The organism is Eubacterium sp. AF36-5BH, assembly GCF_003460505.1.
In the GTDB taxonomy this organism is placed as follows: domain Bacteria; phylum Bacillota; class Clostridia; order Lachnospirales; family Lachnospiraceae; genus Eubacterium_G.
Map to the genome: position 1 here is coordinate 1 of NZ_QTVG01000013.1, position 17,958 is coordinate 17,958.

16 protein-coding genes are annotated in these 17,958 nt (G+C 33.1%); 15 read left to right on the top strand and 1 reads right to left on the bottom strand.

The window, feature by feature from the left end; genetic code table 11:
- Positions 1–600 (bottom strand): restriction endonuclease subunit S (locus tag DW006_RS11315; RefSeq protein WP_347475141.1); only part of this gene is annotated, 600 nt, incomplete at its 3' end.
- A gap of 151 nt (positions 601–751) precedes the next feature.
- Between DW006_RS11315 and DW006_RS11320 the strand changes: the two genes are divergently transcribed.
- From DW006_RS11320 to DW006_RS11385, 15 genes are all read left to right on the top strand, one after another.
- Positions 752–1,015, top strand: a complete 264-nt coding sequence (locus DW006_RS11320; RefSeq protein ID WP_118000697.1) for a hypothetical protein — start codon at positions 752–754, stop codon at positions 1,013–1,015.
- A gap of 371 nt (positions 1,016–1,386) precedes the next feature.
- Positions 1,387–1,593, top strand: coding sequence for a hypothetical protein (locus DW006_RS11325; RefSeq protein ID WP_118000699.1), 207 nt, complete (start codon positions 1,387–1,389; stop codon positions 1,591–1,593).
- A 51-nt stretch (positions 1,594–1,644) separates the two neighbouring features.
- A complete protein-coding gene (locus DW006_RS12185) occupies positions 1,645–1,914 on the top strand; it encodes a uroporphyrin-III methyltransferase (RefSeq protein ID WP_199521914.1) in 270 nt (89 codons plus the stop codon).
- A 148-nt stretch (positions 1,915–2,062) separates the two neighbouring features.
- Positions 2,063–2,617 (top strand): hypothetical protein, encoded by a 555-nt coding sequence (locus DW006_RS11335; RefSeq protein ID WP_118000701.1) that lies wholly within the window; start codon positions 2,063–2,065, stop codon positions 2,615–2,617.
- A gap of 47 nt (positions 2,618–2,664) precedes the next feature.
- Positions 2,665–3,201: a hypothetical protein gene (locus tag DW006_RS11340; protein WP_118000703.1), complete on the top strand. Its 537-nt coding sequence runs from the start codon at positions 2,665–2,667 to the stop codon at positions 3,199–3,201.
- Positions 3,195–3,350: a hypothetical protein gene (locus DW006_RS12115; protein ID WP_158561133.1), complete on the top strand. Its 156-nt coding sequence runs from the start codon at positions 3,195–3,197 to the stop codon at positions 3,348–3,350. Before DW006_RS11340 ends, DW006_RS12115 begins: the two co-directional genes overlap by 7 nt.
- A gap of 393 nt (positions 3,351–3,743) precedes the next feature.
- The gene (locus DW006_RS11345) at positions 3,744–4,427 is read left to right on the top strand and encodes a YoaK family protein (RefSeq protein WP_118000705.1); all 684 of its coding nucleotides are present in this window, start codon (positions 3,744–3,746) and stop codon (positions 4,425–4,427) included.
- A 137-nt stretch (positions 4,428–4,564) separates the two neighbouring features.
- Positions 4,565–5,728 carry an endonuclease/exonuclease/phosphatase family protein gene (locus DW006_RS11350; protein WP_118000707.1) on the top strand — a complete coding sequence of 388 codons (1,164 nt, stop codon included), beginning with the start codon at positions 4,565–4,567 and terminating at the stop codon, positions 5,726–5,728.
- A gap of 667 nt (positions 5,729–6,395) precedes the next feature.
- Entirely contained in the window at positions 6,396–10,364 is a 3,969-nt protein-coding gene (locus DW006_RS11355; protein WP_118000709.1) for an efflux RND transporter permease subunit, read from the top strand.
- Positions 10,365–10,994 (top strand): TetR family transcriptional regulator, encoded by a 630-nt coding sequence (locus DW006_RS11360; protein WP_118000711.1) that lies wholly within the window; start codon positions 10,365–10,367, stop codon positions 10,992–10,994. It abuts the gene before it with no gap.
- Positions 10,995–11,054: 60 nt separating this feature from the next.
- On the top strand, positions 11,055–11,897 hold the full coding sequence (locus tag DW006_RS11365; protein ID WP_118000713.1) for an undecaprenyl-diphosphate phosphatase: 843 nt from the start codon (positions 11,055–11,057) through the stop codon (positions 11,895–11,897).
- Positions 11,898–12,300: 403 nt separating this feature from the next.
- Positions 12,301–13,068: a TVP38/TMEM64 family protein gene (locus tag DW006_RS11370; protein WP_118000715.1), complete on the top strand. Its 768-nt coding sequence runs from the start codon at positions 12,301–12,303 to the stop codon at positions 13,066–13,068.
- Positions 13,069–13,267: 199 nt separating this feature from the next.
- Positions 13,268–14,689, top strand: a complete 1,422-nt coding sequence (pyk, locus tag DW006_RS11375; protein WP_118000717.1) for a pyruvate kinase — start codon at positions 13,268–13,270, stop codon at positions 14,687–14,689.
- A gap of 411 nt (positions 14,690–15,100) precedes the next feature.
- The gene (gene mgtE / locus DW006_RS11380) at positions 15,101–16,555 is read left to right on the top strand and encodes a magnesium transporter (protein ID WP_347475139.1); all 1,455 of its coding nucleotides are present in this window, start codon (positions 15,101–15,103) and stop codon (positions 16,553–16,555) included.
- Positions 16,556–16,967: 412 nt separating this feature from the next.
- Positions 16,968–17,957 (top strand): leucine-rich repeat domain-containing protein, encoded by a 990-nt coding sequence (locus DW006_RS11385; protein WP_158561134.1) that lies wholly within the window; start codon positions 16,968–16,970, stop codon positions 17,955–17,957.
- Position 17,958: the final 1 nt, after the last annotated feature.

Genomic DNA, 17,958 nt, shown 5'->3' on the forward strand with positions numbered 1-17,958 from the left:
ATTCTTTATACTTTCTGTTACATCCGACAACTTACGCTGTTCCCAAGTTATTAAATTATTATATATTATAAAATACTTACGCTGATGAAGGGTGATAAGGTGGTCAAGAGACTCCAAATAGTCTCCTATTTTTCTCTGTTCTTCTATTGATGTATACGGAATTTCAATAGTCTTCATTCCAGCAATATCTATACTTCTTCCATCTCTTATCCCATATACATGTGGTACTAATTTATGCTTTATAAATTCATGAGAACGAAAGTATGGATAATAGAATCTTGAATCTGCTACATCACTATGAAATGTATGATATGCAGGGCTTATAATGCCATCTAACAATGATTTTTCAAGTCCTCCTTCAAAGGAACGAAGATGCACTATGAAGTCATCTTTCCGCACCATTTTATAATTAGACAAATTAGATTCATCATACATTAAATTCCGGTCAGATTCTTCTCTTTTAACTGTTCCTCCACCCTGAATAATAGTAAGAGCCGGCAGCTCCGTATGGTTCTTTTCAGAGTATTCTTTAAACACTTCTCCTAACTTACGCTGTTCCCAAGTATTACATATAAAAAAAAGAGAATATAATGGTGTAATTTAATAAAAAACAAAATGAAAAAGATTCTATTTTATAGTTCGATAAAGTAAAAAATAACGGAATCGAGTCCTGAAAAAGGGACAGTGAATATGAGAAAATAAAAGCATAAAAGGAAAAAGAAAAAAATTGCAGCTATAAAGGAGGCAAATTATGGGATTTTGGAACGGAAAAGCGGATGGACCTTTAGATAAGATGTTTGACTTTAACAGAGACGGAAAATTAAATGCTTGGGAAAGAGCAATGGAACTGGGGCTATTAATGGATGATGAAGATGACTACCAGGATGAGGATGATGAATTTGATGAGGATATGGATAGTGAATTTGATGATGACGACGATGAAGAAGATGATGAAAGTGAAGAGCTGATGGAAGAAGATTGGGATTCGGATTACGATGAAAGTGATGAGTGGTAGAAGTAATTATAAAAATAAATTGACATAACGTTATATATATATAATAAGATTGAGTTAATAATTTCTACTAATATGTAGATTAAGGACGACCACATATACCACATTTGGTTTGAATGATTTATAATTTCTACTAAAATATGGTAGATAGAACCTTGTAGTTTCGAATAAATATAAAAATTGGTTGCAAAAGTAACTGCTAGTTTGCAAAAGTAGTAGCATGGAAAAACTAGCAGTTTAAATTGCAATTAAATTTCAATACTTTTCTGCCATAAGTCCCATTTATAGGACAATCTATTTGCTAGAATGAGAGTAAAGGAACCAAGGTAAAAAAAATTAAGATTTAGTTCTTAAGGAACGGAAAGGTGGTACTTATGGGATTATTCGGAGACAAAGATGCAATTGTTGGAGCAGCTTTAGGAGCAGGCAATGCTTTTAACAAAAATAAGAAAACAAACAGAGCAGCAATATACGGAAGTGCAATGGGAGAATGTATTGGCTCGGGAAAGAAATGGACAGTGGAAGATTCTATAAAGTTAGAAGGAACAATAAGAGCATTGGATAGAAGAAAAAACAGATAAAAATAAATAAACATATCTTAAAGAGAATAATAGAAGCGAGGAGGTATAGTGATGAGAAATTGGATGGATTTAAATGGTGATGGTGAAATAGATGGTACAGAAATGATGTTTGCACAAGAGATGATTTGTTCCAGCAGGGAAGAACATGAGGCATTATTTGGAGATGCTGGAGACTTTGAAGATGACGCAAATGATGATTTTAAGACTGATGCCATGCTGGCAGGACTTGATGCTGATGAGTTAGAGTTTATGGATTCTGATGAAAGAGCAGAGGCATTGGAAGAAGCTGGGTTAGAAGCAGACGATTATGATTTTGACTAGAATTAACTTTGTCCTAGAGTGAATAACAAGGAAAAAACAACTACAACAAAACAGGGAAAATTCCCCAGCAAGAATGTAAATTCACACATTTCTAGCGGCACATCTTAACTTTTACATTCTAAACTACATTGGGTTATGAGGTTTTATTATGATTGGAACAAACAGTTTTTTTTACATAATGGACTACAGTGGTAATTATTATCGAACAAATAAATCGGACCAGCTTGTCGTTGCATCAGGACGGGAAGAGGCAGAGATATTTACTTTGAAAGATGCTAATTCAAGAACCTCAGTAGGAAGGAAATCTCATTTTTATTTAATTTCACCGGTAGAAGAGACAGAAGAAGCAACCTCAAATGAACAAATGAATTTAGTAGAAGAGATAACAGATGTAACTCCGAATGAACAAATGAATTCAGCGGAAGATACAGCAGAACCAACTCTCTTACATGAATCTGCAGACCAGATAGCAGATGAAACAGATTACATAGAGGATAGTAAATATAACGTGACAGAGGGCTATAAAGTATACAAGGATTTAAGAAATCTTAAGCAGCTGCAGAAGCAGAAAGAACACGAGCTGGATTTACTTTACAATATGACAATGTACATTGATTGTCAGAACATGGCAGATATTTGTAAGGAAAATTTAGAAGAAATGGAAAAAATAGATTTAACTGAAACAATGAAAATTTCAGCATAGAAGCCAATTAGTTACTTATGAAAAACTCAATTTCAGGAGGTACCGTTATGAAGAAAATGAACAAGTATATGAAAACAACTATAATAACTGTTATTATCCTTGCATTATTCACTATTGCTCAAAGAGATAAAATTATAGGATATTTTGAACCAAAATGTATTGAAGAAGGATGTACCGAAAAGGTAGTTGAAGGAACAAATTATTGCAGATGGCATTTGATTAGTGATGACAATGATTATAGTGATACATATCACTCAGGAACAGTCACAACCACAACTAGTGCGTATTCAGATAACACAGATGGATCCCATAGTAACAATGATTACAACAATTACAACAACTACAACAACTACAATAGTGATGACAATGAGTATGACGATGATTCAGACTATACTCAGGAAACTACCAGCGACAACAAGGTTTACAAATACCATAAACGTATACAATATGATTCAAGTGAAGATGCCTATGATGATGGCTATGATGATATTTATGATGATGGAGACTATGATTACGACCGATATGACAATGATGAGGATTATGCTGAAGGTGTAGATGATGCCATGGCGGAAATCGATTGGTAAAAATATACAAATCAGGCAAGTCCAAGATTATTTCAAACAAAGCTGGTAAGAAGAAAATTTCTATTAAGTTTAAGAAAGTAACTGGAGCAAAAGTGTACGGCTCATATTCAGCTAAAGTAAAAAAGTTAAATAAGAACTTAAATGAATAAAAACTTAAGTTGATAAAAAGTTAAATAAAAACTCTACGGGAGATTTGAAAAAATTTCCTGTAGAGTTTTTTGTGTAATGGAAAATTGTTTATTATATAAAAATGTTCCACAACAATGCACTTTCGCACAAAAGAAATTTATAAAGTTCAATTACTAAATGAAGGTTATTGAAGAATTATCTGAGTACATACTATTTCTTGAAATTATCTTCTTAAAGTATATAATAGATGAAGGAAATTATAAAAAAGTAAAAGATATAAATAAATTATAAAAAAGCAAAATATAAAATTACACTTTTATAAAAAAGAAAGTATGATATTTAAAGCATAAAAACAAAGTACAATAACAAATAAAAATAAAGTATAAAAATATTAAAACTGAGGTGATTACAAAATGATAAAGGCAAAACAAATATCAGAATCCATTGAGTTAGGAGCATTGCTCGCAATTTCAGGTGGTATGATGGATGCTTACTCATATATTGAAAGAGGAGAAGTCTTTGCAAATGCCCAAACAGGAAATATGCTTCTGTTTGGTGTAAACCTTTCTGTGGGAAATTTTCATAAGGCAATATATTATTTCTGCCCAATTTTAGCTTTTACAATAGGCATAATGTTGGCTGACGTTGTAAGAATGAAAACAACAAGGAAACTTCATTGGAGACAGTGGTCGGTATTGTATGAGGCAATAATTTTAATAGGGGTATCATTTGTACCATTATCATTAAATCTTTTAGCAAACAGTTTAACATCCCTTGCCTGCGGAATACAGGTTGAAAGCTTCAGAAAAATTCATGGTAAAGGCATCGCCACAACAATGTGTATCGGTAATTTAAGAAGCGCTACCCAGAATATGTGCGACTTCACCAAGTCAAAAGACAGACAAAAATTGCTAAATGGAATTTTATATTTTGGAATTATAGGCTGCTTTATAGTAGGCGCAATAATTAGTAACGGCTTTATTGAGATTCTTGGCAAGAGGGCAATCCTTGTAAGTGCCATATTATTAATTTTAGCATTTCTTGTTATGTTTATAGATAGGGAAGAAAGTCTACTTAAAAAAAACAAAATAAAGTAAATACAAAAAACTAAATGCAAAATTTATTAAAGATTCGCTAATACAAAAATTAAATGTAAGATTAAAAAATTAACTAGTAGAAAAAGTTTATGGAGTTTAGTATCATAAAAAATAAAGACGCGACAAAAGGAGAAGAAATGAGTAACAAAAGAGAAAAGAAAAAATGGTCTACTAAAAAGAAAGTGGTTGCAACCCTTGTAAGCATAGTGGCACTTTTTCTGATAATTGTTTTAGGCTACGTGGCATATGTTTTCGGAACTTACCACAGAATACCGGACAAGCAGAAATTATCAATTAACAAACCAGCGTCATCTCAGAATGCAAATAGTAGTGAGACCGGTGAAAGCAAAAATGTCAAAACGTTAGACACAAGCAAACTGACAAAAAATAAAGAATACAAAATAGGAACATATAATGTTGGATTTGGAGCTTACACTCCAACTTACAGTTTCTTTATGGATGGCGGAAAATATTCAAGATGTTTTAGCAAACAGTCAGGCATTGACGCAATTAACGGTGCGGCAGATTATGCTATGGAAGAAAAGCCTGATTTTATGATTTTTCAGGAAGTAGACAGAAAATCTACCAGAAGCTATCACGTTAATCAGGAAAATTTAATAACAGAAAAATTCGCAAATTATTACGAAGACTTTGCCGTAAATTACGATTCAGCATATTTATTTTATCCATTTAATGAACCTATCGGAAAGTCATATTCAGGAATTGCCTTTTACTCAAAATATTTGATTACATCAGCAGTAAGAAGAAGCTTTCCAATTTCAACTTCTTTTTCAAAAATATTGGATTTGGACAGATGCTATAGTGTAAGCCGTATTCCTGCAGACGGTGGAAAGGAACTTGTAGTGTACAGTGTTCATATGTCTGCTTACGGAAATAGCGACGAAATCCGAGAAGGTCAGACTTCAATGCTTTTTAACGATATGAAGGAAGAACGCCAAAAAGGCAATTACGTTATATGTGGTGGCGACTTTAATCACAACTTAAAACTGGACGAAAACGATAATGCAGAACACGAAGGCTGGGCATATCCATTTCCACGAAGTAAAATGCCAAAGGAATTAAGCTTTGCAATGGACCAACTGTCAAAAGGCAAATACGATAGCCTTGCACCATCCAACAGAAATACGGATATGGAATACATCAAAGGAAAGACTTTTACATGTATATTAGACGGGTTCATCATATCCGACAACGTTCAAATGACAGATTACACAATCAAAGACAATGGCTTCAAATACTCAGACCACCAGCCCGTATTTATGAGCTTTAAATTAAAATAAAAAGAAAGATAAAACAGACAGAATACAAGTAAGTAAACACAGTAACAGAAGAGATGAACAAACTATGCATAAACAAGAGAAGCTAAATAAACAAATTATACATAGTAATAATCAAAAAATAAATAAGATAAAATAAGGAAACAAGACAGAGCAAAAAACATTGCCCCGCCTTGTTTTCTTTTATTTAATAAGAAACGTTTCACTATGGATGCACTATGGTACAAGAAGAAAATAGTTGAAAAACAAGTTGACTTATGACACCCTGTCATATACAATACCATATGACAACATATCATACAACAAACATTATACTCCCCATGCGAATATGCAATTCCAAGGCGAACATATACATATTAAGACATTATACTCCCCATACGAATTTGTATATCCCAGTGAGAAAATATATGTATTAAAGAAAGTGCTCTGAAGCCGTCGGTTAATAAAGGCAGCAAAGTCGGCTTTATATAACCGCTACGAGCTGAAGGCAGCGGGAGCGTGCTTTCGTAATACATATATTTTCCCACTGGGAATAACCCAATTTTATGTGGATGCATACTTTTAATGTACATTTCCCACCGGAATAACCCAATTTTATGTGAATGCATATTTTTAATGTACATTTTCCACTGGGGATAACTCAATTTTATAGGAGCAGAAAGGAAAACACATGACTAAGTTTTTTGTAAAAAAACCATACTTCGTTCTAGTGGCCGTAATCATAATCCTAATCATAGGTGGCGTAAGCCTCGGCAACATGAACACAGACTTGATGCCCAACATGGAAGTACCATATCTTATGGTCATTACTACAGAACCCGGTGCATCACCAAACAAGGTAGAAAGTGATATAACAGAACCAATGGAAAGTACATTGGGAACTGTTAGTGGCGTTGAAAAAGTAATTAGCAACTCAGCAAACAACTACAGCATGATTATGCTTCAGTTTGCAGATGGAACAGATATGGACTCAACATTAGTAAGAGTTTCCCAAAAAATCGAGACAATTAATTTGCCTGATGGCTGTGGCAAACCTAACTTAATGGAAGTAAGCATGGATATGATGGCAACTATGTATGCAGGTATTGACTACAAAGGAAAAGACATCAAGGAGTTGTCTGATTTTACAACCAATACTTTACAACCTTACCTTGAAAGACAGGAGGGCGTTGCAAGTATAACACCAATGGGACTTACAACAGACTCCATAGAGGTAAAATTAAATCAGAATAAAATTGACAAGATTAACGATAAGATTCTTGGAAAAACAAATGACAAACTAACTGATGCAGGCAAAGAAATTGAAAAAGCAGAAAAGCAAATCAAAGATGGAGAAAGTCAGTTAGCTACTCAGAAGAACAAGTTAAACAGCACACAGAAAAGTACAAATAAACAGTTGGCTGATGCACAGGTAAAACTATCACAGGCACAGGCAACCAAAGTGGCATACCAGGCAAATCTTAATAGTTTAAAAGCAAGCAAAAGCGCATTAGAAGCTGAAAAGAAAGCATACACTGACGCAAAATTAGAAGATGCCTACACTAAGATAGATACAATGTTTGCAACTTTTAATACTCAATTAGAACAGCCGGCAAAAATGGCAGGAATCACTATTCCGAAAAATCTTGAAGATGCTGTAAACAACAAGTCAGAATTTAATAAGTTTATAAAATGGCTTGCAAATTTAGGCTACAAGAATCAGGTTAAAGACCTTTCATATAAGCAGATAAAACAGGTTTACAATGTAGTAAAAGTCAGACTTCCTCAAATAGACACAGAACTTGCTAATTTAAAAACTGAAATAACAGCCATGAAAATGGCAATTAAGCAAATAGATAAGCAAATGCAAGGCATGGATAAGAAACAGTCCACAGCTATTTCAGGTGGCTATTCTGCAGCAGCAGGATTTGGCGCCGGTCAGGCAAAGATTTCCTCAGCAGAAACTGAATTAAAAAACGCAAAGGAAAAATTACAGGAATCAAAAGACAAGTTAAATGATTCCAGAGAAGCTGCTATTGAGAATTCAAACATTGATGCCTTACTTAGCATTGACACATTATCACAGTTAATCACTGCGCAAAACTTCTCAATGCCTGCAGGTTACATTGACGACAAATCAGACAACCAGTGGCTTGTAGATGTTGGTGATAACTATGAGAACAAAAAACAGTTAAAATCAATGGTTCTTACAAAAGTTGCAGGCATTGGAGAAATTAAATTATCTGATGTTGCAGACATAACTGTTGTTGACAATTCAGGCGAGAGTTATTCAAAAATCAACGGCAGAGCAGCAGTTCTTCTTGCAATTTATAAGTCAAGTACAGCTAACACAAGTGAAGTGGCAGGAAATATTAAATCAGCTTTTAAGACAATGGAAGGCAAATACAAAGGCTTATCATGTACATCTTTAATGGACCAAAGTGAGTATATAAGCGTTATCGTAAACACAGTTTTACAAAGCATGTTATTAGGAGCAATCCTTGCAATTATAGTCCTTGCTTTATTCTTAAAAGATGTTAAGCCAACGGTAATAGTTGCCTTTAGTATTCCGTTTAGTGTTGTCTGCGCAATTATTGTAATGTATTTTACAGGAATAACATTGAACGTAATGTCACTTGCAGGACTTTGCATAGGTATTGGTATGTTGGTAGATAACTCCATTGTTGTAATGGAAAATGTTTACCGATTAAGAAACAGAGGTCTGTCAGCCCCAAGAGCGGCAGTTCAGGGAGCAAAGCAGGTTGCAGCCCCAATTGTATCTTCTACACTTACAACAATTTGTGTATTCTTGCCAATGATTTATGTAAAAGGAACTGTGGGTCAGTTATTAATGCCTTTTGCATTTACAATGACATACGCATTAGTAGCCTCATTAATTGTAGCTTTAACTGTAGTTCCAACAATTAGTGCCACAGTTTTAAAGAAAACCAAAAAACAAAACCACAAGTGGTTTGATAAATTCCAGAATGCTTATGGTAGACTTTTGGATAAGTGTTTAAACCACAAGTTAATACCTTTAGCATTAGCAATTATTTTATTAGCAATCTGTGTTGTCCAAGTATTTAACACAGGGCTTGTAATGATGGATGATATGGAAAGCAATCAGATTTCCGTAAGTTTATCTTTAGACAAAGATGTAGACAAGAACACTGCATACAAGACAGCTAATGAAGTAACCAACGCAATTCTTAAAGTTAAGGGAATTAATAAAGTTGGGGCAATGGATGGAAATGCCACTGCAACTTCAGGCTTAACAGGTGGTAGCACTGACAACTACAGTAATTTTACATTCCAGATTATTACTGACGATGACATAACATCAACCAGTCAGTTTAGAAAAATAATCAAGAAAATAGAAAACAACACAAAGAACATAAAATGTGAGAATTTAACTGTTTCTTCATCAGCCATGGGAAGTATGTCACAGATGATGAATCAGGGAATCGAAGTTCGTATTTATGGTGATGACCAGCAGAAGTTATTAAAGACAAGTAATCAGATAATGAAGTTAATAACATCTGTAAAAGGAACTGAAAATGTTGATAACGGTGTAACAGCTCAGGATAAGCAGTTACATTTGAAAATAAATAAAAACAAGGCAGCAGATGACGGCTTGACAGTAGCTCAGATTTATCAGCAGCTGGCAGAAAAAATCACAACAGAAAAAACTTCAATTACAATTACCCAGGGGGGAAAAGATTATGAGGTAAATGTTGTAAATGAAAACAATAAACCTAACTACGAAAATATTTTAAAAACAACAATTAAGTCAACAACAAAAGACAGTGAAGGCAATGATGTTATTAACAAATATAAACTTTCACGTTACGCAACAGTAGTTGAACAGGAGGCATTAAACACAATAAAACGTGAAAACCAGAGAACTTATATTTCAGTAACTGCTGATGTAAAAGACGGCTATAATGCCACATTACTTTCAAGAAAGATACAAAGCAAACTTGATAATTACAAGGCACCAACCGGTTATACAGTGGAAATTCAGGGTGAGTCAGAACAGGTAATGGAAATGGTTAAACAGTTATTGTTAGCTATTTTATTAGGATTCATTTTAGTATACCTTGTAATGGTTGCCCAGTTCCAAAGCCTGCTTTCACCATTCATTATTATATTTACAGTGCCATTAGCATTTACAGGAGGTATGATTGGTTTAATGATTTTCGGAAAACAGATTTCCGCAATGGCATTAATGGGCTTTATGATATTAATGGGTACAGTTGTAAACAACGGTATTGTGTTTGTTGATTATGCAAATCAGTTAAGAATACAGGGAGTAGACAAGAGAACAGCGTTAATTGCAACAGGCAAAACACGTATGCGCCCAATTCTTATGACTGCAATTACAACAATTCTTTCAATGAGTGTTATGGTATTTTCACAGGATGCAGGTAATGCAATGCAAAAGAGCATGGCAATTGTTGTAAGTTTCGGTTTGCTTTATGCAACAATTATGACATTGTTTATTGTTCCGATTTTATATGACTTGTTGTATAGAAAACAGCCTAAAACAGTTGATTTAGGAGATGAAAATCTGGACGATGTACCTGATGAGGCAGCGGAGTTAATTGAGGAAATGACGCAGCAGTCAGGCAATGGAGATAAATCACAGGAGGAAGAGTAAATGCCTAAAGATACATTTTTTAGGCTTCCTGATGATAAGAGAAATCGTATATTAAAGGGAGCAAAGAAAGAATTTTATAATTGTACTTTTAGCGAAGCATCAATTAATAGAATTATCAAGGACGCAGAAATACCACGAGGCAGTTTTTATCAGTATTTCGAAGACAAAAAAGATTTATATTTGTACGTTATTGAAGAAAATATAAAAAGTGTAATTTCTAATTTTGGAAATAAACTTGAACAGTCTGGGGGAGATATTTTTCTATGCGTAGATAATTTTATTAGTGAGCTTCTTGATGAAACAACGAAAAAAGCAAAGCAAATCAAAATGATTTTTTCTGAAAGCTGGGTGTTCGAGGCGGTCTGGACAAGGTCACTTGAGAAATGCAAAGGCGGCCAGGAAGACCTTCATGGGGACATGATTTCAAGAATTGACAAAACAAAACTTCTAGTTGAAAGTGATGAAGAATTTGAATATGTAATGGAAATCATAGGAGCCATAATCAAGGATACTTTAGACAAAATGTATTTGCATAGGAACTTGGTAAATGAAGACACGCTCAAAAAATCCTTTCATGGAAAAATTGAAAGTTTAAGAAAACATTATTGCATAGTGGCAAATAAACAGTAGAAAAAATGCATATATTGTTATACAATAAACCTTGAGTGTAAAAACAGAAAGGATAGAGACATGTTTTATTTTATTGAAATATTAAAGGTAATTTTCCTTGGAATTGTTGAGGGTATTACGGAGTGGCTTCCAATTAGTAGCACAGGTCATATGCTATTAGTTGATGAATTCATCAAGTTAAATGTAAGCGATAATTTCAAAGAAATGTTTATGTTTGTAATTCAGCTTGGAGCAATTCTTGCTGTAGTTGTTTTATTTTGGAACAAAATGTGGCCATTTAAGAGTGCTAACAAAAGTGACGGAATTAACCCAAAAGGTTCAATTCTTAGAAAAGATGTCTGGTCAATGTGGTTTAAGGTAGTAGTTGCCTGTATACCAGGGGCAGTTGTGACAATTGCTTTTGACGATTTTATTGAAGCACATCTTCACACACCTGTTGTAATTGCAATTACATTAATTTTCTATGGTGTGGCATTTATTATTATTGAAAGATGGAACAAAACAAGAAGACCGAAGATTAGAAGCTTGTCAGATATTACATACAAGACAGCGTTCATTATTGGTTTATTCCAGATTTTATCAATTATACCGGGTACATCAAGATCAGGCTCCACAATCATAGGTGCTTTATTAATTGGTGTATCAAGAGTGGCTGCGGCAGAATTTACATTCTTCCTGGCGGTGCCTGTAATGTTTGGAATGAGTGCCTTAAAAATGATAAAATTAGGTTTTGCAATGTCAGGCTATGAGGCATTTGTTTTAATCTTGGGTATGGTGGTAGCTTTTGTAGTATCACTTCTTGTTATAAAATTCTTAATGGGCTATATTAAGAAACATGACTTCCAGGTATTTGGCTGGTATAGAATTATACTTGGTATTTTAGTTTTATTATATTTCTTTTAATATAAACAAAGCAATATATTTGATGAATAATTAGGTTTTTAACAATCAAAAATCAATATCATAAAAAGTAGATTAATATGTAATTACATGATTAAGGACATATTAATCTACTTTTTTTTATAACAATAAGATGGGCTTATAAAGTGAGCTATGTTAATAAATAGAAAAAAATGTTAAGATTTGTTAAAAATTTTCTTAATATTTATGGCTTAGTGAATAATTCAGGTTTTATTATGATATACTGTAGCCATGTAGAAATAAGCTTAAAAGTATAATAAGTATAAAATAAAAGAAGGAAAAGAATTACAAAAATAAAATTAATAAGTTTGCAAAAGAAAAATAATATTGTGTCACGTAAGATTATTTTAGAAAAATAGGAGACAATATTAGGAAAGAGGCGTGTATGACTAGTAACAAAAAGAAAGAAACAGCAGATATGGAAAACAAGATTAGCAACCCAAATGTTAAAGAACTTGAGCAAACAAGAACCAAGAAGGATGACGAAAGAGCAAAAAGAAAACGAAGAGCAGTAAGTATTATTGGCTTGTTAATTTTCCTTGCCTTGTCAGCAGCAATAGCAATACCATTTATTAAATTCTTTAGTGAAGCAGAACTTTTTAGAGAATGGGTTAAGAGTTTTGGTATGTGGAGCTGGCTTGTGTGCATTGGGGCAATGGCACTTCAGATTATTATTGCAATTATCCCCGGCGGTGCAATGGAAATCGGAGCAGGATACGCCTTTGGCGTAGTTGAGGCAACAATACTTTGTACAATAGGTTCAATTATTGGTTGTGCAATTGTATTTTGGCTTGCAAGAAAGTTTGGTGTTAAATTCATAGAAGCATTTTTTCCAATTGAAAAGATTCAGAATTTAAAATTTTTACATGACGAAAGGAAAAGAGATATATTATCATTTATCATTTTTCTGATTCCCGGAATGCCAAAGGATTTAATATCTTATTTTATGGGAGTAACTGATATTAAACTTTCAAGATGGCTTGTTATTTCCACAATAGCAAGAATTCCGGCAATTATTGTATCAGCAATGGGTGGTCAGGCGTTAGGTAAGGGACAGTACATTGTGGCGATTATTGTACTATTGGTAATTTTAGGAATAAGTGCCATAGGTGGATTTGCATATAAAGTTATATGTAATAAAAACAATAAATAACAAGTTGCATAAAATTATAGTGCTTAACATTATTTTAACTTGTAATATTCTGTCTTCATTGTTATATTAGGAGAGATGAAAAATATATTTTAGTGTAGAAATTTGGAATTTCTATTTATTTTACGACTGAGAAGTAAGTTATACTAATAGTAATGGGAAAGGAGAGGTAAATATATTCAATATATTTACATGACAGAACATGAGAAAGACTAAAATTGTATGTACAATGGGACCATCAACAGACAGTGATGAAATTTTGGAAGGGTTAATTAAAAGTGGAATGAATGTTGCAAGATGCAATTTTTCACATGGTTCACATGAAGAGCACAAAGGAAGAATGGACAGAATTAAGAGACTAAGAGAGAAGTGCGACAGACCAATTGCAATTCTTTTAGATACAAAAGGTCCTGAAATTAGAACAGGCAATTTTGAAAACGACGTTGTAAACGTTGTAACAGGACAGACTTTTACATTAGTTGCAGATAAAAATATTTTAGGAAATAACGAAAGAGTAGGTATTACTTATCCTGATTTATATAAGGATGTTAAAGAAGGAACAGTTATCTTAATTGATGATGGTTTAGTAAAAATGGAAGTTGTGAAGATTGACGGAACAGACATTGTCTGCGAAGTAAAGAACGACGGAAAAATTGCTAACCACAAAGGTGTAAATGTTCCTGATGTACACATTAACATGGAATATATGAGTGAGCAGGATAAGAGCGATATTATTTTTGGTATTAGTCAGGATATTGACTTTGTTGCAGCATCATTTGTAAGAACAGCTGATGATGTTAAGGAAGTTAGAAAAGTTCTTGACGACAATGGTGGAGAAAAAGTCAACATCATTGCAAAAATAGAAAACAGTGAAGGAATTATTAATATTGACTCAATTATAGATGAAGCTGATGCTATTATGGTAGCACGTGGTGACATGGGTGTTGAATTACCTGAGGAAGAAGTTCCAATTATTCAGAAGATGATTATTAAGAAAGTTTATGAAGCAGGTAAGCAGGTTATTACAGCAACACAGATGCTTGATTCAATGATGAACAACCCAAGACCAACAAGAGCAGAAACAACAGACGTTGCCAATGCTATTTATGATGGTACAAGTGCCATTATGTTATCAGGAGAAACAGCAGCAGGTAAATATCCAATTGAAGCAGTTCAGACAATGTCAAGAATTGCTGAGAGAACAGAAATGGATATTAACTATAAGAGAAGATTTTTAGAACATCATAGAAAGAGCAGAACAGATATTACAGAAGCTGTTTGTCATGCTACATGTATGACAGCGTACGATTTGGAATCAAACTGTATTCTAACAGTTACTAAATCAGGACGTTCTGCAAGAATGATTTCAAGATTCAGACCTGACTGTATGATAGTTGCAGGCAGCACTGAAGAAAAAGTTGTAAGACAGCTTAATATGTCATGGGGAGTTACTCCTGTTTTAATTAAGGAGAAGGAACACGTTCTTGAGCTTTTTGATTACGCAGTGGAAGTTGCAAAGAAAAAAGGCTTAGTTAAGAAAGATGATGTAGTAGTAATTACATCTGGTGTACCCCTTGGAAAATCAGGTACAACTAACATGATTAAGGTTCACACAGTTGATTAATATGCAATGAAATTGTTAAATTGGGGTAAAATCGGTTGACATTTTGTTGCAACAAATGATAGAGTAATTATTGAGGGCTTATGGTTCTGCCATAAGCCTTTACTTTTGCGAGTGAAGGTTTTTTCACTTTGCAATTTAAGGAATTTTTAATACAAATAATAGTATTGTTTTAAAGAAATTATTTACAATATATATTGTTTAGAGATTTGATATTTTTTAAGGAAGGAGAACAGAATGGATAATTGTGACAGTAGTGGGCGAAGTTTTACTGATAAATACAATATAGACGATACTGATGCATATCATCCGTTTCGTTCTTAGTGTTTATAGATAACTTCCCTCATATACGCAATTGTATTTATTAAAAATAGGTGAGAGTCCTAGAATTTAATTAAATGGAGGTATATGAAGGTGGAAGAAAAATTCGAAGAAGAATTAGAAAATAACGAAGAATCTAATGAAAAATTAGATCAGGAAGAGTATGAAATTCCTGAAAAAGCAAACTACGAAGAAGAACTTATTAAAATTATTAGAAGTGACGATCCAACACCTGTTAAGCTTGACAAGTTAGACGATTATCACGAAAACGATATAGCTTCAGCGCTGGAATATTTAGACAGCGAAGAAAGAAAGAAATTATATTCTATTTTGGGAGTAGACAGAGTATCTGATATATTCTCATATATAGATGATCCAGCAGAATTCATAGAGGAATTAGATCCAAAGGTTGCAGCTAGAATCCTTGGTAGCATGGAGGCTGATGATGCTGTTGATATTTTGGATGAATTGGAAGATGACACAAGTAATGAACTTATAGAATTAATCGATGAAGATGCAAAGAAAGACATTGACCTGATTCAGTCTTATGATGAAGACGAGATTGGTAGCAAAATGACTACTAATTATGTAACTCTTACATTAGACCTAACTATTAAGCAGGCAATGAAAAGATTGGTTGAACAGGCTGCTGAAAATGATAATATTACAACTCTTTATGTAAAAAAAGAAGACGGAACATTTTATGGTGCCATCGATTTAACAGACTTAATTGTTGCCAGAGAGTATGTAGAGTTAGAGTCTTTGGTAACTACATCGTATCCGTATGTACATGACCACGAAACAGTAGATGACTGTATTGAAGAATTGAAAGATTACTCAGAAGATTCAATACCGGTTTTAGATAAAGACATGCATATTTTAGGTGTAATCACTTCACAGGACTTGGTAGAAGTAGTCGATGAAGAGATGGGTGAAGATTATGCTAAGTTAGCCGGTTTGTCTGCAGAAGAAGAACTGGAGGAGCCTTTAGGACAAAGTCTGAAGAAGAGAGTTCCATGGCTTTTAATTTTATTAATGCTTGGTATGATTGTTTCATCAGTTATCAATATGTTTGAAACGGTAATTGTAGGACTACCGATTATTGTAACTTTCCAGTCAGTTATCCTTGGTATGTCAGGTAATGTTGGAACACAGTCACTAGCCGTTACAATTCGAGTTTTAATGGATGAAGAGCTATCTTTCAAAGAAATGGTAGGTTTTGTGTTTAAGGAAATCAGAGTTGGTTTGTGTAACGGATTAATTGTAGGCGCTATTGCAGTTGTATTTACAGGTATGTTTATTTGGATTGCAAGAGGTCAGGCAATTGGAAGTGCATTTGCAATTTCAGGTTGTATAGGTGGTGCATTGGCACTAGCCATGTTAATCTCAAGTTTTGTAGGAACAATTATTCCTATTATCTTAGACAAAATTGGATTTGATCCTGCCGTAGCGTCAGGACCACTTATCTCAACAATAAACGACTTGGTAGCCGCAGTAACTTATTATGGCTTAGCATGGTTACTATTGATTAACGTATTAGGATTATAGAAAGTAAGAAAATAGTATAAAAAGTTTTAACTAACAGGAGCTACATTGCATAAGCAATGTGGCTCTTATTAGTTATGTTAAAAAACATCAAACCATAAATTAGAATATAGAATTGGAAAAATTATTTTTAAAATATTAAAAATTAAAAAATCAATAGAAAAAAACATTAAAAGTTACAATAACACTGTAAATTATTACATTTATATTGAAAAAAATAAATATATGTTATTATCTCCTAAACTAAAAAATTAGATTAACAAAAGGAAAGAGGGGTAATTGAAAATGGTTAAACGAAACAAGATATTAAAAAAGGTCAAATTAGTAACAAGTGTTGTGAACATCATGCAATAAATATAAAATTTTTAACGTTATATTGTTATAACAGTATTAAATCAAATAGGAGGCGATGAATATGAGAAAATTATTAAGAAACATGTGTACAATGCTGATGGCATCTGTATTATTAGTAACAGGTTCGTGTGGGGGTACAACCTGGGTAAGTGGAGTAGAAAACACTAATACACTAATTGAAAAATTAACAAATATGGAGGAAATTAAGGATCCTGAGAAATATACACAAATTTATTTGGATGAAAATTATTTAGGTCCGGTTCCGGATATGTGGGAATTTGAAAATCTAAATAATATAGAAGTTTCAGAAAAAAACACTAAATACAAAATTGTTGATGGTGCATTACTTTCTAAAGATGGTTCAAAATTATATGCATTTCCACCACAAAAAGAATGTAAAATATATGCAGTTCCTAAAACAGTAAAGGTTATCTGTGCAGATGCTTTTTACAGAAGTAAAATAGAAAAAGTTACTTTTACCGATAATCTTAGGAAGATTGGAGAATCTGCTTTTACTGCTTGTAATAATCTAACAAGCATAGATTTAATGAATGTAAAAACTGTAGAACGCTGGGCTTTTGGATCGTGTACTAATTTAACTCAGTTAAATCTTGGCAAAGTTAAAAACATAGGAGAAAGAGCTTTCTGGGGAATAGGAGTAAAAAACATTACGCTAAACAAAAAATACAATTTAGGTGTGGCTGCATTTGATACGAAGATAAAAATTAATTACGGAAAGAAGTTTAAAGATATTAAACCATATCTTCTAAGCTACAAAAGATGGAATGAAGTTAAAGGAGCCAAGGGCTATGAAGTTGTAGTAAGGGTATATAATCTTGATAATGTAAAAGATAAAGTTTATTTAAAAACTACAGTAAAGAAACCAAAACTTTCAAAGAAATTTCGTAAGAAAATTGCAAGAATGAATGAAAGATTAAATGGTGAGATATCATCTTTAGGCGTAAAAATTAGAGCATACAGATACAAGAACAAAAAGAAAGTTTATACAAAATGGAGTGATATTAGAAAAAGAACAATTTATTTAGGCTAGG

What these genes read in the sequence shown, in the direction of transcription:
- DW006_RS11320 (WP_118000697.1), top strand. Translation starts at nt 752, where the DNA reads ATGGGATTTTGGAACGGAAAAGCGGATGGACCTTTAGATAAGATGTTT.
- DW006_RS11325 (WP_118000699.1), top strand. Translation starts at nt 1,387, where the DNA reads ATGGGATTATTCGGAGACAAAGATGCAATTGTTGGAGCAGCTTTAGGA.
- DW006_RS12185 (WP_199521914.1), top strand. Translation starts at nt 1,645, where the DNA reads ATGAGAAATTGGATGGATTTAAATGGTGATGGTGAAATAGATGGTACA.
- DW006_RS11335 (WP_118000701.1), top strand. Translation starts at nt 2,063, where the DNA reads ATGATTGGAACAAACAGTTTTTTTTACATAATGGACTACAGTGGTAAT.
- DW006_RS11340 (WP_118000703.1), top strand. Translation starts at nt 2,665, where the DNA reads ATGAAGAAAATGAACAAGTATATGAAAACAACTATAATAACTGTTATT.
- DW006_RS11345 (WP_118000705.1), top strand. Translation starts at nt 3,744, where the DNA reads ATGATAAAGGCAAAACAAATATCAGAATCCATTGAGTTAGGAGCATTG.
- DW006_RS11350 (WP_118000707.1), top strand. Translation starts at nt 4,565, where the DNA reads ATGAGTAACAAAAGAGAAAAGAAAAAATGGTCTACTAAAAAGAAAGTG.
- DW006_RS11355 (WP_118000709.1), top strand. Translation starts at nt 6,396, where the DNA reads ATGACTAAGTTTTTTGTAAAAAAACCATACTTCGTTCTAGTGGCCGTA.
- DW006_RS11360 (WP_118000711.1), top strand. Translation starts at nt 10,365, where the DNA reads ATGCCTAAAGATACATTTTTTAGGCTTCCTGATGATAAGAGAAATCGT.
- DW006_RS11365 (WP_118000713.1), top strand. Translation starts at nt 11,055, where the DNA reads ATGTTTTATTTTATTGAAATATTAAAGGTAATTTTCCTTGGAATTGTT.
- DW006_RS11370 (WP_118000715.1), top strand. Translation starts at nt 12,301, where the DNA reads ATGACTAGTAACAAAAAGAAAGAAACAGCAGATATGGAAAACAAGATT.
- pyk (WP_118000717.1), top strand. Translation starts at nt 13,268, where the DNA reads ATGAGAAAGACTAAAATTGTATGTACAATGGGACCATCAACAGACAGT.
- DW006_RS11385 (WP_158561134.1), top strand. Translation starts at nt 16,968, where the DNA reads ATGAGAAAATTATTAAGAAACATGTGTACAATGCTGATGGCATCTGTA.